Source organism: Microbacterium sp. LjRoot205 (genome assembly GCF_056175745.1).
In genome coordinates, this window is sequence record NZ_JBGFFH010000008.1 from 228,447 (window position 1) to 249,397 (window position 20,951).

Below are 20,951 nucleotides of genomic sequence, written 5' to 3' on the forward strand. Positions count from 1 at the left end.
ACGCAGTGAGCCGATTGCGTGCACTCGCCACGTTTCGTCTCGCTGCTTCGCTGCTCGCTCAACGACCGGACAGAAGCCCGCTCCGCCGCGCGACGGCTCAGCGCGGAGGGATGCGGGTGTCGAGCCACGACAGGATGTCGGCCCGCACCTCGTCCTGCTGCAGCTCGTTGAAGATCTCGTGACGCGCGTCGGGGTAGACCAGCGTCGTGATGTCGGTGAGCCCCGATCGCGTGCGGTACTCGTCGGCGAGCTTGTGCACGCTGCGGGGGCCGCCGACCGGGTCGTCGCGGCCGACGAGCAGCAGCAGCGGGATGTCGCGGCCGAGGTCCTTGCGCGGGCGACCGTAGAGCTTGGCCGCCTCGACCGGGCCGAACAGTTTCAGAAGCGGCTGATCCGTGGTGAGCGGATCCTCATCGAACGAGGTCCACACGGCGGGGTCGCGACTCAGCCATTCGAGGCCGGTGGCGTCGTCCGCCGCCCAGCGGGCGTTGAGCGGTGCCGCGTTGAGCGATCCGGGTGTGCGCAGAGCCGACCCCGAGAGGATCACGGCATCCCACGCCTCGGGGTGGTCGTTCACGAGCATCTGCGCGAGGAACGATCCCCACGAGTGTCCGAGCAGCACGAGCGGCAGGTCGGGGTGCTCGTCCTTGATGATGCCGGTGAGCTGCCAGATCGCCGCCTGCGCCGCGCGCAGTCCGCCCTTGCCGAGGCGGCCGAGCTTGGCGGGGCCTCCGTGCTGGCGGATGCCGGTGCGACCGTGCCCTCGGTGATCGTCGGCGTAGACGATGAAGCCGGCCTCGGTCAGCGCGGCGATCAGCGCCCCGTAGCGCCCGGCGTGCTCGCCCACACCGTGCAGCAGCTGCACGACTCCCCGCGCATCGCCCACCGCCGGGTGCACGTCGTAGACGATGGCGATGCCGTCGGCATCCGTGAATTCGCGCGTATCGGTCACGCCCCCACCCTACTGAGGGTGCGCGACATGCGTCAGGGCGACTGCGGGACGAGCCTCAGCTCGACCGCGCGATGCGGCTCAGTTCGACAGCGCGGCGATGACGCCCTGGGCGATCGCGAGGTCGGTGACCTCGTATCCACCGACGCCGTCCGATGCCGACCCCATGCGCACTCCGCCGTCTTCGTGCACCATGCGCTTGGCGGAGAAGTGCAGAGCGTCGACGCCCGCTGCGACGAGGGCGGGAGCGCTGGCGGCATCCACTCCGCTGCCCGCCATGATCTCGATCTCTCCGGCCGCCTCGGCGACGAGCGCGCGCAGGGTGTCGATGCCGTCGATCGCGACCGAGGCGCCACCCGAGGTGAGCACACGGCGAAGGCCGAGATCCCTGGCGGCGACGAGCGTCGCCACGGGGTCGGGAGTCACGTCGATCGCGCGATGCAGGGTGACGGATGCTCCGCCGGCGGCGTCGCGCAGTCGCCGCATGGCGGGGATGTCGAGCAGCCCCTCTTCGTCGAGCGCACCGATCACGACACCGTCGGCGCCCGCCTCGATCGCACGGCGGACGTCGCTCTCTGCGATCGCGATCTCGTCGGCGGAATAGGTGAAACCGCCGGCTCGGGGCCGGACGAGCACATGCACTTCGACCCCGACGGCTCGTGCCGCGTCGATCGACAGGTCGAGGGTCGCCGGCGACGGGGTGAGGCCGCCGAGAGGCAGAGCCTGAGCGAGCTCGACGCGCACGGCGCCGACCGCGCCGGCGATGCGCACTCCGGTCGGGTCCTGCACGGCGAGCTCGAGAGCAACGGATCGGGTCATGCGTCCATTCTGGCCTGTCGGCGGCGGCCGATCCGACGCCCGCTTCCCATCGTCAGCAAAATTACTTAGACTGTCTAAGTAATGTCTGCGACCGATGATTCCCTCCAACTCACCGCGACAGACCTGCGCATGGCGACGTTCCGACTCGCACGGCGCCTGCGCTCGGCCCGTGCCGTCGACGCGATGAGCGACGCGCAGCTCGCGGTGCTCGCGACGCTGCGCATGCACGGCCGGCGCACGATCACGGCCCTGGCAGAGCGCGAGCGGGTCACTGCACCGTCGATGACGAGCATGATCAACGGACTCGAGGAGCAGGGTTTCGTGATCCGCACCCCGGATGCCGAAGACCGCCGTCGCGTGCAGGTCGACATCACCGAGGCGGGCACCGAGATCGTCGCGCAGACCATCAAGCGCCGCGACGAGCTGCTGGCCGAGATGCTCGGCGAACTGGACTTCACCGAGCAGGAACTGACGACGCTGCGAGAAGCGAGCGCCCTGATGCGAAAGGTGGTCGACCGATGAGCGCGATGTTCCGTTCGTTCTCGAACATCAACTACCGCATCTGGTTCGCCGGCGCCCTCGTCTCGAACATCGGTGGCTGGATGCAGGCGACCGCGCAGGACTGGGTCGTGCTCACCGAGCTCACCGACAACGACGCCGCGGCCATGGGGTTCACGATGGCGCTGCAGTTCGGTCCGCCGCTGGTGCTGGTGAGCCTCACCGGATGGGTCGCCGACCGCTTCGAGCGCCGACGCATCCTGCTCGCCACTCAGAGCGCACTGCTGCTTCTCGCGATCGCCGTGGGCGTCCTGCTGCTCAACGGCGTGATGACCCTGCCGATGATGTTCTGCTTCGCCGCCGCGTTCGGTGTCGTCAACGCCTTCGACGCACCCGCGCGGCAGGCGTTCGTCTCCGACATGGTCTCGGCCGGCGACACGTCGAACGCGGTCGCCCTCAACTCGGCATCCTTCAACCTGGCCCGCATGATCGGCCCGGCCGTCGGCGGCCTGCTGATCGTGGCGATCGGCTCGGGGTGGGTGTTCATCGCGAACGCCGTGACGTTCCTCGCGATGCTCGTCGCGCTGATGCTGCTGCGCACCGGGCAGTTGGCGCCGCGTCTCAAGAACCGCCGGACCGGCGGCCTCGCCGAGGGCTTCCGCTATGTCTGGGGTCGCAGCGACCTGCGGGTCGTCTTCGTGACGGTGTTCCTGATCGGCGCGTTCGGCATGAACTTCCCGATCTTCGCCTCGACCATGGCGATCGAGTTCGGGGCCGGGGCCGACGGCTACGGAGTGCTGAGCTCGGTGCTCGCGATCGGCTCGCTCGCCGGGGCACTGCTGGCGGCCAGGCGTGACCGCGCTCGCGTGCGCGTCGTGGTCTTCGCGGCGGGCGGTTTCGGTGTCGCGGCCTTCATCTCCGCATCCATGCCGACGTATCTGTCGTACGCGATCACGCTGACATTCACCGGATTCATGATCGTGACGCTGCTCACGACGGCAAACGGATACGTGCAGATGACCACGGCCCCGGCGCTGCGAGGGCGCGTGCTCGCGCTGTACATGGCCGTGATCATGGGCTCGACTCCGGTCGGCGCTCCCATCGCCGGGTGGGTGGCCGACACGTTCGGCCCGCGCGTGGCGATCATGCTCGGTGGCACCGCGGGCTTCGTCGCCTGTGCGATCGGCGCGATCTGGATCTTCACCTCCGGCCGACTGCACCGCTCGGAGGACAGCCGGTTCCTGATGACGCTCGACGAGACCAGGCCGCTGAACGTCGTCGACCGCGCCGACATCGTCGAGAAGGCAGACCCGGTCGAGTTCAGCGATGAAGCGGCCGTCACGACGCCGATCCGCACCTCGAAGAAGGACGACCCGGAGTTCTGAGCGGGTGACTGCGGTTTGTCAATGCCCTCCACGTGCGGGCGGGGCGGACGTACGTTCGCCGCATGGACCAGAACACAGGACGCACCCCGCACGCCGAAGAGCCCGCCGAAGGTTCTCCTGAGCAGAACCCTCAGCACAACACCGCGCCCGATGGGCAGTCGTCCGTCGAGCGCGACGAGCTCCACGGCAACGCCCAGGGCTCGACCCAGGGCGGTGCCATCCAGGGCGACAGCTCGCACGGCGACTCCCCGCGCGGAGCCATTCAGGGCGACGCCGACGAAGAGAACGCTCAGGGCGCAGCCCAGGGTGGCGCGATCCAGGGCGACAGCTCGCACGGAGAATCGCCTCGCGGCGCCATTCAGGGCGACGCCAGCCCCGACCGCGACGCGGCCCTCGGCGGCGACGAGAACACCGAACAGCAGCTGACCGCCGACAATGAGGTCGAGGAAGACGCTCTGCGTTCGCTCGACCCGAACGACACACCCGCCTGAGCGGTGGGCACATGCGGGAGAGGGCGGATGCTGCGGCATCCGCCCTCTCCCATCCTGTTCGGCGAAGAGAAGAAGCCGATGCGGCCGATGCGAGGCGGGTGTAGGTTGCGGAGATGGAGCCGATCCGAGTGGGCCTCGTAGCCGACCCGGCTTCGCCCACTACCGTCGCGCGTCGGATGACCGACCTCACGCCACCGCTCGCCGCTGCGGCCGACAGCTGGATCGTCGAACTCGTCAGCGAGCCGTTCACCCTCGGGTCTGAAGACGTCGACGTCGCCCTCGAGCGGCTGCGTGCGCATGCCGAGCAGAACGGGTGGGATCTCGTCATCGGCGTCACCGAGCTTCCGCTTCGCGACGACGACGGCCGCTACCTGCTGGCGGCGATCGATCCTCGCCGCCAGTCCGCGGTGCTGTCGCTGCCCGCCCTGGGCGGGTTCCGGGTGCAGAGCCGCGCCCGCCACGCGGTGCGGGGACTCGTCGACGGGATGGCCGAGCCCGCCTCGCCGGAGGAGCAGCGCCTGCCGCTGCCCGGACTCAGTGCCCGCGGGCGCGTGCTTCTGGGGATGGTGCTGGCCAACCGTCCGTGGCTGCTCGCCGCCGGGCTCAAGTCCGCGCTGGTCGCAGCGCTGGCGACCGGCGCGGTGGCGACGATCGAGCCGACCGTGTGGTCGCTCGCCAGCTCACTGTCGGGCTGGCGCCTGGTGGCGGCGACCGTGGCCTCCATCACGATCATCATCGCGTGGATCGTGATCGACGGCAGGCTCTGGGACCGTCCAGACGACGACTCACTCCAGGCCCGTGAGAGATCCCGTCTCTACAACACCTCGACGCTGCTGACCCTGACCATCGGCATCGTCATCTGTTATCTGGCGCTGTACGTCGTGAATCTGGCCTGGGCGCTCTTCGTGCTCGACACGTCGGTGATGAGCGAGTCCCTCGGCCGAACCGTCGAAGTCGGCGATCTGTTCGTGCTCACCTGGTTCGTCGCGTCAGCGGCGACGCTCGGCGGGGCTTTGGGCACGGGTCTGGAGTCCGACGATGCGATCCGCGCCGCCACCTACTCGAAGCGCGAGGAGGAGCGACGCGCCCGCCTGGCGGACGAGCGCGCCTGAGGCGGCGACCACACGATGAAGGGGCGGATGCCGCAGCATCCGCCCCTTCATCATGCTCAATGTGTGACTCAGAAGTCCCAGTCGTCGTCTTCCGTGGCCTCGGCCTTGCCGATGACGTAGGAGGAGCCGGACCCCGAGAAGAAGTCGTGGTTCTCGTCGGCGTTCGGCGAGAGCGCCGACAGGATCGCCGGGTTCACGTTCGTCACGGTCGAGGGGAACATCGCTTCGTAGCCGAGGTTCATCAGCGCCTTGTTGGCGTTGTAGTGCAGGAACTTCTTGACGTCCTCGGTCAGACCGACGCCGTCGTAGAGATCCTGCGTGTACTGCACCTCGTTGTCGTAGAGCTCGAACAGCAGGTTGAAGGTGTAGTCCTTCAGCTCCTGGCGGCGCTCTTCGGTCTCGTTCTCGAGACCCTTCTGGAACTTGTAGCCGATGTAGTACCCGTGCACGGCCTCGTCGCGGATGATGAGGCGGATCAGGTCGGCCGTGTTCGTGAGCTTCGCCTTGGACGACCAGTAGATCGGCAGGTAGAAGCCCGAGTAGAACAGGAACGACTCGAGCAGGGTCGAGGCGACCTTGCGCTTGAGCGGGTCGTCACCCTGGTAGTAGTCCATGATGATCTGAGCCTTCTTCTGAAGGTTCGGGTTCTCCGTGGACCAGCGGAAGGCCTCATCGATCTCCTTCGTCGACGCGAGCGTCGAGAAGATCGAGGAGTAGCTCTTCGCGTGCACCGACTCCATGAACGCGATGTTCGTGTAGACCGCCTCTTCGTGAGGGGTGATCGCGTCGGGGATCAGCGAGACGGCGCCGACCGTGCCCTGGATCGTGTCGAGCAGAGTCAGACCGGTGAAGACGCGCATGGTGAGCAGCTGCTCGTCGGGCGTCAGCGTGTTCCACGACTGGACGTCGTTCGACAGCGGCACCTTCTCGGGCAGCCAGAAGTTGTTCACCAGACGGTTCCAGACCTCGAGGTCCTTGTCGTCCTGGATGCGGTTCCAGTTGATCGCCTGAACGCTGTCGACCAGCTTGAGCGGGGGGTGAGGAGTCATTGTTCTTCGTCGTTTCTTGTGGTCAGAGCCGGATCAGAGCATGCACGAGACGCACTCGGTCATGTCGGTGCCCTCGAGCGCCATCTGACGCAGACGGATGTAGTAGATCGTCTTGATGCCCTTGCGCCATGCGTAGATCTGAGCCTTGTTGATGTCACGCGTCGTGGCGGTGTCCTTGAAGAACAGCGTCAGCGACAGGCCCTGGTCGACGTGCTGGGTGGCGGCGGCGTAGGTGTCGATGACCTTCTCGTAGCCGATCTCGTATGCGTCCTGGTAGTACTCCAGGTTGTCGTTCGTCATGAACGGCGCCGGGTAGTAGACGCGGCCGAGCTTGCCTTCCTTGCGGATCTCGATCTTCGAGGCGATCGGGTGGATCGACGACGTCGAGTTGTTGATGTACGAGATCGAACCGGTCGGGGGCACCGCCTGCAGGTTCTGGTTGTAGATGCCGTGCTCCTGGATCGACGACTTCAGCGCCACCCAGTCGGCCTGCGTCGGGATGTGCTTGCCCGCGAAGAGCTCCTTGACCTTCTCGGTCTCGGGCACCCAGGCGCGCTCGATGTACTTGTCGAAGAACTCCCCCGACGCGTACGTCGAGTCCTCGAAGCCGTCGAAGGCCTGCTTGCGCTCGATCGCGATGTTGTTCGAGGCGCGCAGCGCGTGGAACAGCACCGTGTAGAAGTAGATGTTCGTGAAGTCGATGCCCTCTTCGGACCCGTAGTGGACGTGCTCGCGAGCGAGGAAGCCGTGCAGGTTCATCTGACCGAGGCCGATCGCGTGCGAACGGTCGTTGCCGTCTTCGATCGAGCGGACCGAGCGGATGTGGCTCTGGTCGCTCACCGCGCTCAGCGCGCGGATCGCCGTCTCGACCGTCTGGCCCAGGTCATCGGCATCCATCGACAGCGCGATGTTCATCGAGCCGAGGTTGCAGGAGATGTCCTTGCCGATCTGGTCGTACGACAGGTCGTCGTTGTACGTGGTCGGCGTGTTCACCTGCAGGATCTCGCTGCAGAGGTTCGACATGTTGATGCGGCCCTTGATCGGGTTGGCCTTGTTCACCGTGTCCTCGAACATGATGTACGGGTAGCCCGACTCGAACTGGATCTCGGCGATCGTCTGGAAGAACTCGCGCGCGTTGATCTTGGTCTTCTTGATGCGCGGGTTGTCGACCATCTCGCGGTACTTCTCGGTGACCGAGATGTCGCCGAAGGGAACTCCGTAGACCTTCTCGACGTCGTACGGCGAGAAGAGGTACATGTCCTCGCCGTTCTTGGCGAGCTCGAACGTGATGTCGGGAACCACGACGCCGAGCGACAGCGTCTTGATGCGGATCTTCTCGTCGGCGTTCTCGCGCTTGGTGTCGAGGAAGCGCATGATGTCGGGGTGGTGCGCGTTGAGGTACACCGCTCCGGCACCCTGACGGGCGCCGAGCTGGTTGGCGTAGCTGAAGCTGTCTTCGAGGAGCTTCATCACGGGGATGATGCCCGAGGACTGGTTCTCGATCTGCTTGATCGGAGCGCCGGCCTCACGGATGTTCGAGAGCAGCAGAGCGACGCCGCCGCCGCGCTTGGAGAGCTGGAGAGCGGAGTTGATGCCGCGGGCGATCGACTCCATGTTGTCTTCGATGCGCAGCAGGAAGCAGCTGACGAGCTCGCCGCGCTGGGCCTTGCCCGAGTTGAGGAAGGTCGGCGTCGCGGGCTGGAAACGGCCGGAGATGATCTCCTCGACCAGGGCGACTGCGAGGTTCTCGTCGCCGCCGGCGAGGCCGAGGGCCGTCATCACGACGCGGTCTTCGAAGCGCTCGAGGTAGCGCTTGCCGTCGAACGTCTTGAGCGTGTAGCTCGTGTAGTACTTGAAGGCGCCGAGGAACGTTTCGAACCGGAACTTCTTGCTGTAGGCGAGGTCATTGAGCTTCTGGATGAACTCGAGCGAGTACTGCTCGATCACGGCGGGCTCGTAGTACTCCTTCTCGACCAGGTAGTCGAGACGCTCCTTGAGTGAGTGGAAGAACACCGTGTTCTGGTTGACGTGCTGCAGGAAGTACTCGCGTGCCGCCCGCTTGTCGGCGTCGAACTGGATCTTCCCGTTCGCGTCGTACAGGTTCAGCATCGCGTTGAGGGCGTGATAGTCCAGGCCCTCGTAGGTCGGGTTCATCTTGAACGCCACCGTGTCCGTCACTGAGTCGGTTCCTGCCTGCTCGTCAACTGCGGTACCCACCGTCGCTCCAATCCGTCGCTCACGCGATCTACATCGTCTTGTGTGCCGAAGATCTCGAGCCGATACAAGTGAGGCACGTTGCACTTGCGGCTGATGATGTCACCGGCGAGACAGAAGGAGTCGCCGAAGTTGGTGTTGCCCKCGGAGATGACTCCGCGGATGTGATTCCGGTTGCGCTCGTCGTTGAGGAACCGGATGACCTGCTTGGGCACCGCGCCTCGTTCGACGCCGCGCCCCTCACCCCCGCCGTAGGTGGGGGTGACCAGCACGAAGGGCTCGTCGACGACGAGATCTTCCTGCTGCCGGAGAAGGGGAATGCGTCGGGCCGGGAGCCCGAGCTTCTCGACGAAGCGCGCGGTGTTACCCGAGGCGCTCGAGAAGTAGACCAGGAGCGGCGCGGCGGTCGCGACGGCGCTCACGGCGGATCACGCCAGACGCGAGGCGAGCTCGTCGATCTTGTCGGGACGGAAGCCCGACCAGTGGCCCTCGTCGGTGACGACGACCGGCGCCTGCATGTAGCCCAGCGCCTTGACCTGCTCGAGTGCGGTCGCGTCTTCCGACAGGTCGAGGATTTCGTACTCGATGCCCTTGGCGTCGAGCGCGCGGTAGGTGGCGTTGCACTGAACGCAGGACGGCTTCGTGTAGACCGTGATCGACATCTTTTCGCTTCCCCTCAAATCTCTGGCCTGCATCTGTATCAGGCTGTTTTCCGGTAGACCCTCACCGGGATCTCAATACTACATATAGGTACGGACATTCAGGGTGACCACTAGGGGTAGTAGTTACATACGTGTAGTTTTCCACCGCTCTCCACTGTTACAACACAGGTTCTCCACCGTTTCTTCCACAGGCTCGGGCACCTCGGGAGCAGCTCCGAACCGCGAGAAATCGCGGCTGGGAACGACCTGTGAGAGATCCATCCACAGGTCGGACCGTACGCCTCACCTCTGACATCGGATTTTCTGTGGAAACTCGGTTTGGGCGTGTCGCGGCGTGTCGCGGATGAGCCGCTTCGACCGGCGTCCGCGCCTCCCGGTAGCGTTGACCCGTGGCGGGATATCGTGACCTTCTTCGCACGCCCGGAGTGGCGCGCATGATCGCTGCACAGCTGACCGCTCGCTTCCCCAACGGGATGACCTCGCTCGCGATCCTGCTGCACGTCGAACAGCAGACCGGCTCATACGGCTCGGCGGGCCTGGTGCTCGCCGCGACCAGCGTCGGGCAGGCCGTCGCCGGCCCGATCACGAGTCGATGGATGGGCGCCTGGGGCATGCGCCGCGTGCTCGCCCTCACGCTCAGCGTGTGCGTGGTCGCCGTGCTGGGCTTGGCACTGCTCCCCCTGAACGTCCCCGGATACATGGCGCTCGGCATGATCGCCGGCCTCTCGACCCCGCCGGTGCAGGCCGCCGTGCGCACCATCTATCCGAAGCTCGTGAACTCGACACAGCTCACCCCGCTCTTCTCTCTCGACGCCTCGCTGCAGGAGATCATCTGGGTGCTCGCCCCCGTCGTGATCACGCTCGTGTCGACGCAGATCGGCACGGCCGTGGGGCTGCTGCTCGTGGCGGTCGTGCTGGTCGGCGGCGGAGCGTGGTTCATCCTCTCTCCCGAGGTCGGCCGCGTGCGCATCCCGCGAAGTCGCAGCGCCCTCGGCAAGGTCGTGCTCAAACCGCCGGTGCTGCTCGCCACCATCATCGGATTCCTGCTCATCGGCGCGTGCTCCGCGGTCGAGGTCGGTGTCGTCGCGACGTTCGAGCACGGCAGCCTGGCGGCCGGCCTCGTGCTCGCGGTGTTCGCCGTCGGCAGCCTCGCCGGAGGCCTCTCGTTCGGACACATCCCCATCGGGCCCTGGGCGATGGCCCGCCGCCTCACCATCGTCACGGTCGGCCTCGCACTCACCATGTTCTCCCTCAACGAGTTCTGGCTCGGCGGCACCCTGATCGTCGCCGGCATCGGCGTCGCGCCGGCTCTCGCCGTGCTGTTCGCCATCACGACCGCGAGCGTCAAGTTCAGCGAGACGGCCGAGGCCTTCGGCTGGGCCGGCACCGGTCAGCTGATCGGCGCCGCGGCCGGCTCTGCCGTCGCGGGCTTCCTCGTCGATGCGACGGATCCCCGCGGCGCCTACCTCGCGGCGACGCTCTTCGCCGCAGCCGGACTCGTCGTCTCGATCGTCTTCGTCCGCTCCTTCCCCGATCTGCGTCATCGCGATGCGAGTCCCCACCCCGATACCGAACCCCTGGCGGTCACCCCTTCATGAGCTCTGCGTCCTCCCCCGCATCCATCGCCCCCGAGGTGGTCTGCATCGGCGAGTCCATGGGACTCGTCACCGCTCTGGGCGCACCGCTCGCCGAGACCGAGACGGCAGCACTGGGGCTCGCCGGAGCAGAGGGCAACGTCGCCGTCGGACTCGTCTCGGCAGGGCATCGGGCCGCCTGGGCCTCGCGCCTGGGCGACGATCCGATCGGCGTGCGCATCTCGACCGAGCTCGCGCGCCGCGGCGTCGACCTCTGGGTGACGACGGATGCGGATGCGCCCACCGGCGTCATGTTCAAGGATCCGGGCACCGAGTCGTCGTCCGTCTACTACTACCGACGCGGATCGGCGGCGTCGCTGATGGCGCCCGGGTTCCTCGACGCCCCGCAGCTCGCCGGTGTCCGCATCGTGCACACGACCGGCATCACCCCGGCGCTCTCCCCCTCCTGCCGCGCGATGGTCGATCAGCTGTTCGTCGACGCGCGCACAGCCGGCGCGCTCGTGTCGTTCGACGTGAACGACCGCAGGGCGCTGTGGACGATGCAGGATGCGGCCGAGACGCTGACCCGGCTCGCGGATGCCGCGGACATCGCCTTCGTCGGTCGAGACGAGGCCGAGCGCGTCTGGGGCACCGCCACCGCCGTCGAGATCCGCGCACACCTTCCGAACTGCGGGCTGCTCATCGTGAAGGACGGCGACGTCGGCGCGACCGCGTTCCTCGGCGACGACGAGCCGGTGTTCGTGCCCGCGCCGCGGGTCGAGGTCGTCGAGCCGGTCGGCGCCGGCGATGCCTTCGCGGCCGGGTTCCTCGCCGCGACGCTCGACGGCGCAGAGCTCGCCGAGCGACTCTCTGCCGGACACACCGCAGCCGCGCGGGTGCTGACCACGCACGGCGATCTGCCACCGCTGCCCTGAACTCCGCACGCCTCCCCCGTACGACCCGGTCGTAGGCTTGCTGCATGCCCGCACCGCTCACGCTGCCCCGCATCTCCTGGGGTGATCCGGCCTCCGATCGCCGAGTGCTCCTCGTGCACGGCCTCGGCTCCTCCGCTGCTCTCATGTGGCGGGTGGGCACCGCCCTCGCCGACGCCGGATGGCATGCGACCGCCGTCGACCTGCGCGGTCACGGCGACGCCCCGAGGGCCCTCGACTACTCGGTCGCCGCCTATGCGGCAGATCTCGTCGCGACCGAGCCCGATGGCGGTGGAGCGTGGGATGCCGTGGTCGGCCACTCTCTCGGCGGCGCCGCCGGCACGGCGGCCGCAGCATCCGCTCCGGAGTGGACCCGCCGCCTGGTGCTGCTCGACCCGGCGATCCTCGTCGACGGCCGCGATGCCGCGATCGTGCGCCGCAGCCAGGAGCGTGCCTTCGCCGACAACAGGGTGGAGCTGGTGCAGCAGGAGCATCCGCACTGGCATCCGCAGGACTGGGAGCTCAAGGTCGATGCCGTGCACCGAGCGAGTGCGTGGGCGGTCGAGCAGACGAGTGCGCAGAACACCCCGTGGGATGTCACGGCTGATGCCGCGCGGTTGACCGTCCCCACCCATGTGATCGCCTCTGATCCGGCGGTCTACAGCATCTTCACCGGCGATGTCGCAGCCTCCGTTCTCGCCTCGAACCCTCTCGTCACGATGTCGGTCGTCGAGGGATCCGGGCATTCGCTGCACCGCGACAAGCCCGAAGAGACCGTCCGACAGCTGAGAGAGGCCCTCGCGTGAGCACGTTCGACCCGACCGCGTATCTTCCCGACGACCTGCTCGAGCGCATCCGCGAGCGGGCTCCCATCCACGACCGCGAGAACACGTTCCCCGAACAGGACCTCGCCGAGCTGCGCGACGCCGGCTACCTGTCGATCCTCGTGCCCGCCGACCGTGGAGGCGCGGGTCTCGGACTCGCCGAGGCCGCGATCCTCCAGCAGCGCCTCGCGACCGCCGCCCCGGCCACGGCGCTCGCGATCAACATGCACCTCGTCTGGACCGGGGTCGCCAAGGTCTTCTCCGACCGCGGCGTGCCCGGCCTCGAGTTCGTGCAGAACGGCGCGGTCGCCGGCGAGGTCTTCGCCTTCGGCATCAGCGAGGGCGGCAACGACCTGGTGCTGTTCGGCAGCGACACCGAGGCCGCACCCACCGCCGACGGCGGCTACGCGTTCACCGGCACCAAGATCTTCACCTCGCTCGCGCCCGTGTGGACGAAGCTCGGGCTGCACGGACTCGACACGACGAGCGCCGACGCCCCGAAGCTCGTCTTCGCGTTCGTCGACCGCACCGATGCGGTCGTGACGGGCGACGACTGGGACACTCTCGGCATGCGGGGCACACAGAGCCGCACGACCCGACTCGACGGAGCCGCGGCGGATGCGGCGCACGTGGTGCGCCGCATCGATCCGGGTCCGAACCCCGACCCGATCGTCTTCGGGATCTTCTCGGTCTTCGAGATCCTCCTCGCCTCGGTCTACACGGGCATCGCGCGCCGTGCGCTCGACCTGGCCGTGCTCACCGCGCAGAAGCGCCGCTCGAAGAAGACAGGTGCCGCGTACAGCCAGGATCCCGACATCCGCTGGCGCATCGCCGACATGGGCCTCGCGTACGACGCCCTTCCGCCGCAGATCGCCGTCCTCGCGCGCGATGTCGACGAGAAGGTCGACAACGGCGCCCGGTGGTTCACGCTGCTCTCGGGGGTCAAGCACCGGGCGATCACGATGTCGAAGCACGTCGTCGACCAGGCGATGCTGGTCGCCGGCGGCGGCTCGTACTTCTCGTCGAACGAGCTGTCGCGGCTCTATCGTGACGTCCTGGCGGGGGCATTCCACCCCTCCGACCCCGAGTCTGCGCATTCCACCGCGGCGAGCGCCTGGCTGGGCCCGCTCGAGTCCTGACCGCGATATTCTGCGGTTTACCCGCTGCAGCTCCGCCGATTCTGCGGAATCGGTTGAAGACAGCCCGCTGCGGTGCGAGGATCGCATCATGATGTCCTCGAAGAAGCATCCGCCACTGGACGGTGTGGCCAAGACGATCATCGAGCTGCTGCAGGAGGACGGCCGGCGCTCGTACTCCGACATCGGGCGTGAGGTCGGCCTGAGCGAGGCCGCCGTGCGCCAGCGCGTGCAGCGTCTCACCGAGTCCGGCGTGATGCAGATCGTCGCCGTGACCGATCCGATGCAACTGGGCTTTCCTCGGCAGGCGATGATCGGCATCCGCGTCTCGGGCGACACTCGCGTCGTCGCAGAGGCCATCGCCGAGATCGCCGCGATCGACTACGTGGTGATCACGGTCGGATCCTTCGACATCCTCGCCGAGGTCGTCTGCGAGGACGACGAAGACCTCCTCGCGCTGATCAACGACCACATCCGCCCGATCGACGGGGTGCTGTCGACCGAGACCTTCATCTACGCCAAGCTGCAGAAGCAGCTCTACAACTGGGGGACCAGATGAGCACGCAACGCACGACTCCGTCCGAGGCCGAACTCCAGGCCATGGCCAAAGACCACCTGTGGATGCACTTCACACGGCAGTCGACCATGGACAAGAGCGGCGTGCCGATCATCGTCAAGGGCGACGGCCACCGCATCTGGGACTCGAAGGGCAAGGACTACTTCGACGGCCTCTCGGGTCTCTTCGTCGTCAACGCCGGGCACGGACGCCGCCGCCTCGCCGAGGCCGCGGCGAAGCAGGCATCCGAACTGTCATTCTTCCCGCTGTGGTCGTATGCGCACCCGGCGGCCATCGAGCTCGCCGATCGCCTGGCCGATGAGGCACCCGGCGATCTCAATCGCGTGTTCTTCTCGACCGGAGGCGGCGAGGCGGTCGAGACGGCCTTCAAGCTCGCGAAGCACTACTGGAAGCTGATGGGCAAGCCCACCAAGCACAAGGTCATCTCGCGCTCGGTCGCCTACCACGGCACCCCGCAGGGCGCCCTCGCGATCACCGGCATCCCGGCGATGAAGTCGATGTTCGAACCCGTCACGCCCGGTGGCTTCCGGGTGCCCAACACCAACTTCTACCGAGCGGCCGAGATGGGCGGCCCGAGCGACGACCTCGAGGCCTTCGGACGCTGGGCCGCCGACCGCATCGAGGAGATGATCCTGTTCGAGGGGGCAGACACCGTCGCCGCCGTCTTCCTCGAGCCGGTGCAGAACTCGGGCGGATGCTTCCCGCCCCCTCCCGGCTACTTCGCCAGGGTGCGCGAGATCTGCGACCGCCACGACGTGCTGCTCGTCTCGGATGAGGTCATCTGCGCGTTCGGCCGCCTCGGACACACCTTCGCCTGCACCGGCCTCGGCTACGTGCCCGACATGATCACGTGTGCAAAGGGCATGACGAGCGGTTACTCGCCGATCGGCGCCACCATCGTGAGCGACCGGATCTACGAGCCGTTCTCGAAGGGCGACGTGTCGTTCCCGCACGGCTACACGTTCGGCGGCCACCCCGTCTCGGCAGCCGTGGCGCTCGAGAACCTCGCGATCTTCGACGAGGAGGGGCTCAACGAGCGGGTGCGCGAGAACTCGCCCCTGTTCCGCGCCGAGCTCGAGAAGCTCCTCGACCTGCCCATCGTCGGCGACGTGCGCGGCGACGGCTACTTCTTCGGCATCGAGCTCGTGAAGGACAAGGCGACGCGCGAGACGTTCGACGACGACGAATCCGAGCGGCTGCTGCGCGGCTTCCTGTCGCCCGCGCTGTTCGAGGCCGGGCTCTACTGCCGCGCCGATGACCGCGGCGACCCCGTGATCCAGCTCGCGCCGCCGCTCACGGTCGGCCCGGCCGAGTTCCGTGAGATCGAGCAGATCCTGCGGAGCGTGCTCACCGACGCGCAGTCGGTTCTCTGACGCTCGCTTCAGGGGCTCCGGAGACGGCTCAGGCCGATGCCGCGGTGCGCCGCCTCGCGAGAAGTGCGAGGTGGAGCGCCGCGATCGTCTCGCCGTCGTCGAGGTCGGCGCCCAGGAGGTCCCCGATCAGCGTGATCCGCTGATAGAACACCGATCGCGACAGGTGGCTCGCCGCCGCGGCCGCCGAGCGGTTTCCCGGGTGCGCGACGAGAGCGGCGAGCACGTCGAGCAGATCGCCTCTCCGCTCCTGATCGTGACGGATGAGCGGCGCCAGCATCCGCTCGCTGTGCTCGTGCAGCCGGTGGTCGTCACGCAGAGTGGCGACGAGCCGCTCGAGCGGGCGGTCGTCGACGCGGCGCACCCTCGCCCCGGCCTCAGCCCTGTCGCTGTCGGCGAGGTCGCGCGCGGCGCGCAGAGAGCCGAGCAGACCGAGCACGTCGTCGGAGACCGGCCCCACGAAGACGGCGCGGTCGGGGCCGGCGATGCGCAGCAGCACCTCGTCGGACAGCACCGCGGATGCCGGCAGCGAGAGCAGCGCGACATCGTCGTCGTCGACGCGGGCGGCCACGACCGCGAAGCCTGCCTGCCGCGCCCGATAGGCGAGCTCGCTGATGGACGCCGAGCCGCGGGCGACGATCCCGTGACACTGGCGTTCGGCGAGCGCGAAGCCCCCTGCGCGCAGCCGAGCATCGATGTCGTCCGCCCTGGCGAACCGCGCACCGAGGAGGTCATCGATGACGGCGCGCTGCGCCAGCAGCGACCATTCCGCGTCACCGCCGTCGGCGATGCAGCCGAACGCGAGCGCCGTCGCACCCTGTTCGAGCACGGTGACGCGGCCGGCGGGGTGTGCCGGGCCGGGCAGCGCGAGAAGCGTGCCCCAGCGCACTCCTCTCGCCTGCACGGGCACCTGCTCGGCACCCCCTCGACCGTCGAGCACCTCGGCGATCGGCATCCCGAGCCCTTCGGCCGCGATCACCTCGCGTGCCAGGTTCTCGAGCACCACCGGGGCGCCGAGGGCGCGGGCGGTCTCGGCCACCACGACGTCGGCCGGCGCCCCCTGCAGGCTCAGCGCGGTGAAGAGCTCGTGCAGATGCTGCCGCTCCCGCAGCGCGTGCGTCTGCGCGGCGATCAGGGCGTGGTGCACGGCCTCGGTCACGGCGACGAACTTCACCTCGCGGGTGAGGGCGACGAGCGCGAGGCCCACCGTCGCGCAGACATCCACGACCGGCTGCGGCACGGCATCGCGGGCTGTCCCGAGCTCGAAGACGATTCCGGCGATGCCCGCTCGATGCAGCCTCGACGCGAAGGCGCGCAGCTCTCCGTCGTCGAACGGCCACCCTGCACCCGTCGTCAGCAGCAGCTCTCCTCCGTCGAGCAGACGCGCGACGCCGACGCTGTCGGAGACGTGCACCCACCGCACCGCAGCATCCAACGCCGCACCCCCGACGAGCACGTCAGGCTCGCCCGCCTGCACGGCGGGGTCGGCCAGCACGTCGGCGACCGTGAGGTACACACTGTGCGCCGGACGGTCTGTCCGGATAACCCTGATGTCGCTACGTTCTGACGCCAAGATTGCCCTCCGTGCTCTGTGATCATGGGAGGAAGCCAGCGTATCGAACCCCGGTCAGAGTGTTCGATGCGGATCACGCACTGCGAGGGAGCCCCGTGGACATCGTCCGTCACATCATCAATGGAGCAGAGACCGCCGAGGCGGCGCGCACGGGTCAGGTCTTCGATCCCGCCACCGGACAGGTCTCGAAGCAGGTCGCCTTCGCCTCGACCGCGGAGGTCGACCGGGCGATCGCCGCCGCGGCATCCGCTCTTCCGGCGTGGCGCGAGACGAGCCTCATCAAGCGCGCCGACGTGTTCTTCCGGCTGCGCCAGCTGCTCAAGGAGCGCACGCCCGAGCTCGCCGCGATCGTCACGTCGGAGCACGGCAAGGTGCTCTCGGATGCCGCGGGCGAGGTCTCGCGCGGCATCGAGAACGTCGAGTTCGCCGCCGGACTCGTGCACCTGCTCAAGGGCGAGCGCAGCGAACAGGTCTCGCGTGGTGTCGACGTGCACTCGGTCAAGCAGCCCGTCGGCGTCGTCGCCGCGATCACGCCGTTCAACTTCCCGGTGATGGTGCCGCTGTGGATGGTGGCCTCGGCGATCGCGTGCGGCAACACGGTCGTGCTCAAGCCCAGCGAGAAGGACCCGTCCGCGTCGGTCTGGCTCGCCAAGCTCTTCCAGGAGGCGGGTCTTCCGGATGGAGTGCTCAATGTCGTGCACGGCGACAAGGAGGCGGTCGACGCGCTGCTCGAGTCGCCACGCGTGAGCGCGATCAGCTTCGTCGGTTCGACGCCGATCGCGCGCTCGATCTACCAGCGCGCCTCGGCTGCGGGCAAGCGCGTCCAGGCGCTGGGCGGCGCGAAGAACCACATGGTCGTCATGCCGGATGCCGACATCGACGCCGCAGCCGATGCCGCCGTCTCGGCCGCCTACGGCTCGGCCGGCGAGCGCTGCATGGCCGTCTCGGTGCTGGTCGCGGTCGGCGACATCGCCGATGACCTGGTCGCCGCGATCGCCTCGCGCATCGAGGGCCTCACGATCGGTGCGGGCACGGATGCCGCGAGCGAGATGGGCCCGCTCATCACCCGCGAGCACCGCGACCGCGTCGCCTCCTACGTCACCGGAGCCGCTGCAGAAGGAGCGACCGTCGTGGTCGACGGCACCACGAAGGAGTTCGACTCGGAGGGCTTCTTCATCGGGGTCAGCCTGATCGACCAGGTCGCTCCCGGCATGAAGGTGTACGACGACGAGATCTTCGGTCCTGTGCTCTCGGTCGTGCGCGTCGAGACCTACGCCGAGGCCGTCGAGCTCGTCAACGCGAACGCCTACGGCAACGRCACCGCGATCTTCACGCGCGACGGCGGCACCGCCCGCCAGTACGAGTTCGACATCGAGGTCGGCATGGTCGGCGTGAACGTGCCGATCCCCGTGCCGATCGGCGCCTACTCGTTCGGCGGCTGGAAGGACTCGCTGTTCGGCGACTCGCACATCTACGGTCCCGAGTCGGTGCACTTCTACACTCGGTCGAAGGTGGTCACCACCCGCTGGCCCGACCACACGCCCTCGCAGATCGACCTGGGCTTCCCGAGCAACCACTGAGCTCCGAGCAGACAGAGAACTGAGACACGAGACATGACGAACTTCACCGACCGCCATGGTGCATCCCACCCGCTGCCTGCCCCCGAGGCCGAGGCGCAGGTGCGCGCGGATGACCGCGGCCACGTGTTCCACTCGTGGAGCGCGCAGGGCCTGATCGACCCGCTCCCCGTCGCTGCGGGTGAGGGCTCGACGTTCTGGGACTACGCCGGCAACGTCTACCTCGACTTCTCGAGCCAGCTGGTGAACCTGAACCTCGGGCACCAGCATCCCGACCTCGTCGCGGCGATCCAGCAGCAGGCGGGGCGTCTCTCGACGATCCAGCCGGCGATGGCCAACGACGTGCGGGGCGAGCTCGCCCGACTCATCGTCGAGGTCGCACCCGAGGGCTTCGAGAAGGTGTTCTTCACGAACGGCGGCGCCGAGGCCAACGAGTACGCGGTGCGCATGGCTCGTCAGTCGACCGGTCGCCACAAGGTCCTCTCGATGTACCGCAGCTATCACGGCTCCACGTCGACCGCGATCTCGCTGACCGGCGACCCTCGCCGGTGGGCGAACGGCACTCCCGACTCCGGCGCCGTGCGCTTCTTCGGGCCCTACCTCTATCGCTCGCCGTTCCACGCCGAGACGCCGGAGCAGGAGTCCGAGCGCGCACTCGCCCACCTCGAGCAGACGATCCAGCTCGAGGGACCGCAGACCATCGCCGCGATCATCATCGAGACCGTCGTCGGCACCAACGGCGTGCTCGTGCCGCCGCCCGGGTACCTGCAGGGCGTGCGCGAGCTGTGCGATCGCTACGGCATCGTCTACATCGCCGATGAGGTCATGGTCGGCTTCGGACGCCTCGGCGAGTGGTTCGGCATCGATGCGTACGACGGCCGCCCCGACCTGATCACCTTCGCCAAGGGTGTGAACTCGGGCTACGTGCCGCTCGGCGGCGTCGTCATCTCCGAGCGCATCGCGCGCGCCTTCGACACCACGCCCTTCGCCGGCGGACTCACCTACTCGGGCCACCCGCTCGCCTGTGCCGCGGGCGTCGCGACGTTCGAGGTGTTCCGTCGCGACGGCATCCTCGAGCGCGTGCGCGATCTCGGCGAGCGCATCGTCGAGCCGACCCTGCGCCGCTGGGTCGACACCCACCCGAGCGTCGGAGAGGTGCGCGGCCGCGGCCTGTTCTGGGCCGTCGAACTGGTGCGCGACAAAGAGACGCGCGAGCCACTCGTGCCGTTCAACGCCAGCGGAGCGGATGCTGCGCCGGTCGCCGCCTTCGCCGCCGCCGCCAAGAAAGCCGGCGTCTGGCCGTTCACGCACTTCAACCGCATGCACGTGGCCCCGCCGCYCGTGATCAGCGAAGAAGACCTGGTGCGCGGTCTGACCGTGCTCGACGAGGCTCTCGCCGTCGCCGACGAAGCAGCCACGAGCTGACAGCGCCGTGAGCTGACAGTGCCGTGAGGTGCAGCCGCTGCTGCGCGGGTTCAGATCAGGAAGCCGCGCAGCAGCGCTTCAGAGCCCGCGAGGTGATCGCGCATCGCGGCTTCAGCGACATCCGGCCGCCCGGCCAGGATCGCGGTGACGATGCGTTCGTGCTGCTCGCCCGAGTGCTGGATGTTGCGCGGCATCAACGGGAACGTGTCGAGCCATGCGTTGACATCGGCCCTGTTCTCGGCGAGCAGAGCGACGAGCGAGGGGATGCCGGCGGCCTCGGCGATCGCGAGGTGCAGCAAAGTGTCGAGCCGACGATACTCCTCGGGCCCGGCGGGGAGAGCCGCCTCATGCCGCGCCCACAGGTCGGCGCGCGTCGCGGCATCCAGCGAACGACTCGCGGCCGCGCGCACCGCCCCGGTCTCGAGCACCCGCCTCAGGCCCAGCACGTCGTCGAGCTCGGCGGCGGTCACGGCCCCGGCATCCGACGGCTGGGGCAGCGGATCCGCGACGAACGTGCCGCCGTATCGACCGCGCTTCGGCACCAGGTACCCCGTGTCCGCGAGTTCGCGGATCGCGTCGCGCACGGTGTCGCGGCTCACTCCGAAGGATGCCGCGAGCTCGCGCTCGGGCGGCAGTGACTCCCCCGGCGCGACCACGCCGAGACGGATGGTCTGCACGAGGCGAGCGACCGCATCCTCGAGGGCGTTGCCTCGGCGCAGCGGCCGGTAGACCGCCCGGCGCACCTCGACGAGATCGCCGTCGGAGGGGTTCTCGCTCATGCTTC

The 20,951-nt window shown here is 68.1% G+C and carries 20 protein-coding genes; 12 read left to right on the top strand and 8 right to left on the bottom strand.

Annotated features, from left to right (window positions below; translation table 11 throughout):
• Positions 1-97: 97 nt before the first annotated feature.
• Together AC04ME_RS15450 and AC04ME_RS15455 are read right to left on the bottom strand one after the other, a co-directional pair.
• Positions 98-952, bottom strand: a complete 855-nt coding sequence (locus AC04ME_RS15450; protein WP_042537862.1) for an alpha/beta fold hydrolase — start codon at positions 950-952, stop codon at positions 98-100.
• A gap of 78 nt (positions 953-1,030) precedes the next feature.
• Complete coding sequence (locus tag AC04ME_RS15455) at positions 1,031-1,768, bottom strand: copper homeostasis protein CutC (RefSeq protein WP_042537860.1); 738 nt, start codon at positions 1,766-1,768, stop codon at positions 1,031-1,033.
• An 81-nt stretch (positions 1,769-1,849) separates the two neighbouring features.
• Between AC04ME_RS15455 and AC04ME_RS15460 the strand changes: the two genes are divergently transcribed.
• From AC04ME_RS15460 to AC04ME_RS15475, 4 genes are all read left to right on the top strand, one after another.
• Complete coding sequence (locus tag AC04ME_RS15460) at positions 1,850-2,290, top strand: MarR family winged helix-turn-helix transcriptional regulator (protein WP_042537858.1); 441 nt, start codon at positions 1,850-1,852, stop codon at positions 2,288-2,290.
• A gap of 5 nt (positions 2,291-2,295) precedes the next feature.
• A complete protein-coding gene (locus AC04ME_RS15465) occupies positions 2,296-3,651 on the top strand; it encodes an MFS transporter (RefSeq protein ID WP_082041035.1) in 1,356 nt (451 codons plus the stop codon).
• Positions 3,652-3,713: 62 nt separating this feature from the next.
• On the top strand, positions 3,714-4,142 hold the full coding sequence (locus AC04ME_RS15470) for a hypothetical protein (RefSeq protein ID WP_475435882.1): 429 nt from the start codon (positions 3,714-3,716) through the stop codon (positions 4,140-4,142).
• Between the two features lie 113 nt (positions 4,143-4,255).
• The gene (locus AC04ME_RS15475; protein ID WP_194285962.1) at positions 4,256-5,254 is read left to right on the top strand and encodes a hypothetical protein; all 999 of its coding nucleotides are present in this window, start codon (positions 4,256-4,258) and stop codon (positions 5,252-5,254) included.
• Positions 5,255-5,322: 68 nt separating this feature from the next.
• On the opposite strand, the gene nrdF is transcribed toward AC04ME_RS15475, so the two are convergent.
• Genes nrdF through nrdH form a run of 4 tightly spaced genes read right to left on the bottom strand, consistent with a single transcriptional unit; the run spans position 5,323 to position 9,179 of the window.
• Positions 5,323-6,303, bottom strand: coding sequence for a class 1b ribonucleoside-diphosphate reductase subunit beta (gene nrdF, locus AC04ME_RS15480; RefSeq protein WP_042537843.1), 981 nt, complete (start codon positions 6,301-6,303; stop codon positions 5,323-5,325).
• A 33-nt stretch (positions 6,304-6,336) separates the two neighbouring features.
• Complete coding sequence (nrdE, locus tag AC04ME_RS15485) at positions 6,337-8,457, bottom strand: class 1b ribonucleoside-diphosphate reductase subunit alpha (protein ID WP_042537901.1); 2,121 nt, start codon at positions 8,455-8,457, stop codon at positions 6,337-6,339.
• Positions 8,458-8,477: 20 nt separating this feature from the next.
• A complete protein-coding gene (gene nrdI, locus AC04ME_RS15490) occupies positions 8,478-8,939 on the bottom strand; it encodes a class Ib ribonucleoside-diphosphate reductase assembly flavoprotein NrdI (protein WP_475435885.1) in 462 nt (153 codons plus the stop codon).
• Positions 8,940-8,945: 6 nt separating this feature from the next.
• On the bottom strand, positions 8,946-9,179 hold the full coding sequence (gene nrdH / locus AC04ME_RS15495; protein WP_042537838.1) for a glutaredoxin-like protein NrdH: 234 nt from the start codon (positions 9,177-9,179) through the stop codon (positions 8,946-8,948).
• 389 nt (positions 9,180-9,568) lie between these two features.
• Between nrdH and AC04ME_RS15500 the strand changes: the two genes are divergently transcribed.
• The 6 genes from AC04ME_RS15500 to AC04ME_RS15525 all read left to right on the top strand — a co-directional run bounded on the left by AC04ME_RS15500 (position 9,569) and on the right by AC04ME_RS15525 (position 15,595).
• Positions 9,569-10,777 carry an MFS transporter gene (locus AC04ME_RS15500; protein WP_194285963.1) on the top strand — a complete coding sequence of 403 codons (1,209 nt, stop codon included), beginning with the start codon at positions 9,569-9,571 and terminating at the stop codon, positions 10,775-10,777.
• Positions 10,774-11,688, top strand: a complete 915-nt coding sequence (locus tag AC04ME_RS15505; RefSeq protein WP_367823926.1) for a sugar kinase — start codon at positions 10,774-10,776, stop codon at positions 11,686-11,688. The genes AC04ME_RS15500 and AC04ME_RS15505 overlap by 4 nt, the downstream gene beginning before the upstream one ends.
• 44 nt (positions 11,689-11,732) lie before the next feature.
• On the top strand, positions 11,733-12,491 hold the full coding sequence (locus AC04ME_RS15510) for an alpha/beta fold hydrolase (RefSeq protein ID WP_367823924.1): 759 nt from the start codon (positions 11,733-11,735) through the stop codon (positions 12,489-12,491).
• Positions 12,488-13,648, top strand: a complete 1,161-nt coding sequence (locus AC04ME_RS15515; protein WP_079113587.1) for an acyl-CoA dehydrogenase family protein — start codon at positions 12,488-12,490, stop codon at positions 13,646-13,648. Before AC04ME_RS15510 ends, AC04ME_RS15515 begins: the two co-directional genes overlap by 4 nt.
• Positions 13,649-13,736: 88 nt before the next feature.
• Positions 13,737-14,204 carry an Lrp/AsnC family transcriptional regulator gene (locus AC04ME_RS15520; protein WP_153302254.1) on the top strand — a complete coding sequence of 156 codons (468 nt, stop codon included), beginning with the start codon at positions 13,737-13,739 and terminating at the stop codon, positions 14,202-14,204.
• Positions 14,201-15,595, top strand: a complete 1,395-nt coding sequence (locus AC04ME_RS15525) for an aspartate aminotransferase family protein (RefSeq protein WP_475435889.1) — start codon at positions 14,201-14,203, stop codon at positions 15,593-15,595. The genes AC04ME_RS15520 and AC04ME_RS15525 overlap by 4 nt, the downstream gene beginning before the upstream one ends.
• Positions 15,596-15,623: 28 nt before the next feature.
• On the opposite strand, the gene AC04ME_RS15530 is transcribed toward AC04ME_RS15525, so the two are convergent.
• Complete coding sequence (locus AC04ME_RS15530; RefSeq protein WP_475435891.1) at positions 15,624-17,165, bottom strand: PucR family transcriptional regulator; 1,542 nt, start codon at positions 17,163-17,165, stop codon at positions 15,624-15,626.
• A 95-nt stretch (positions 17,166-17,260) separates the two neighbouring features.
• Between AC04ME_RS15530 and AC04ME_RS15535 the strand changes: the two genes are divergently transcribed.
• A complete protein-coding gene (locus AC04ME_RS15535) occupies positions 17,261-18,745 on the top strand; it encodes a CoA-acylating methylmalonate-semialdehyde dehydrogenase (RefSeq protein WP_475435893.1) in 1,485 nt (494 codons plus the stop codon).
• A 33-nt stretch (positions 18,746-18,778) separates the two neighbouring features.
• Positions 18,779-20,167: an aminotransferase class III-fold pyridoxal phosphate-dependent enzyme gene (locus tag AC04ME_RS15540; protein ID WP_475435894.1), complete on the top strand. Its 1,389-nt coding sequence runs from the start codon at positions 18,779-18,781 to the stop codon at positions 20,165-20,167.
• Between the two features lie 50 nt (positions 20,168-20,217).
• Here AC04ME_RS15540 and AC04ME_RS15545 read toward each other — a convergent pair whose 3' ends face one another.
• Positions 20,218-20,946, bottom strand: a complete 729-nt coding sequence (locus AC04ME_RS15545; RefSeq protein WP_042537823.1) for a FadR/GntR family transcriptional regulator — start codon at positions 20,944-20,946, stop codon at positions 20,218-20,220.
• Between the last annotated feature and the right edge of the window lie 5 nt (positions 20,947-20,951).

Coding starts and splice junctions, on each gene's coding strand:
- AC04ME_RS15455 (WP_042537860.1), bottom strand. CDS start 1,768: ATGACCCGATCCGTTGCTCTCGAGCTCGCCGTGCAGGACCCGACCGGA.
- AC04ME_RS15460 (WP_042537858.1), top strand. CDS start 1,850: ATGTCTGCGACCGATGATTCCCTCCAACTCACCGCGACAGACCTGCGC.
- AC04ME_RS15465 (WP_082041035.1), top strand. CDS start 2,296: ATGTTCCGTTCGTTCTCGAACATCAACTACCGCATCTGGTTCGCCGGC.
- AC04ME_RS15470 (WP_475435882.1), top strand. CDS start 3,714: ATGGACCAGAACACAGGACGCACCCCGCACGCCGAAGAGCCCGCCGAA.
- AC04ME_RS15475 (WP_194285962.1), top strand. CDS start 4,256: ATGGAGCCGATCCGAGTGGGCCTCGTAGCCGACCCGGCTTCGCCCACT.
- nrdF (WP_042537843.1), bottom strand. CDS start 6,303: ATGACTCCTCACCCCCCGCTCAAGCTGGTCGACAGCGTTCAGGCGATC.
- nrdE (WP_042537901.1), bottom strand. CDS start 8,457: ATGAACCCGACCTACGAGGGCCTGGACTATCACGCCCTCAACGCGATG.
- nrdH (WP_042537838.1), bottom strand. CDS start 9,179: ATGTCGATCACGGTCTACACGAAGCCGTCCTGCGTTCAGTGCAACGCC.
- AC04ME_RS15505 (WP_367823926.1), top strand. CDS start 10,774: ATGAGCTCTGCGTCCTCCCCCGCATCCATCGCCCCCGAGGTGGTCTGC.
- AC04ME_RS15510 (WP_367823924.1), top strand. CDS start 11,733: ATGCCCGCACCGCTCACGCTGCCCCGCATCTCCTGGGGTGATCCGGCC.
- AC04ME_RS15520 (WP_153302254.1), top strand. CDS start 13,737: ATGATGTCCTCGAAGAAGCATCCGCCACTGGACGGTGTGGCCAAGACG.
- AC04ME_RS15525 (WP_475435889.1), top strand. CDS start 14,201: ATGAGCACGCAACGCACGACTCCGTCCGAGGCCGAACTCCAGGCCATG.
- AC04ME_RS15545 (WP_042537823.1), bottom strand. CDS start 20,946: ATGAGCGAGAACCCCTCCGACGGCGATCTCGTCGAGGTGCGCCGGGCG.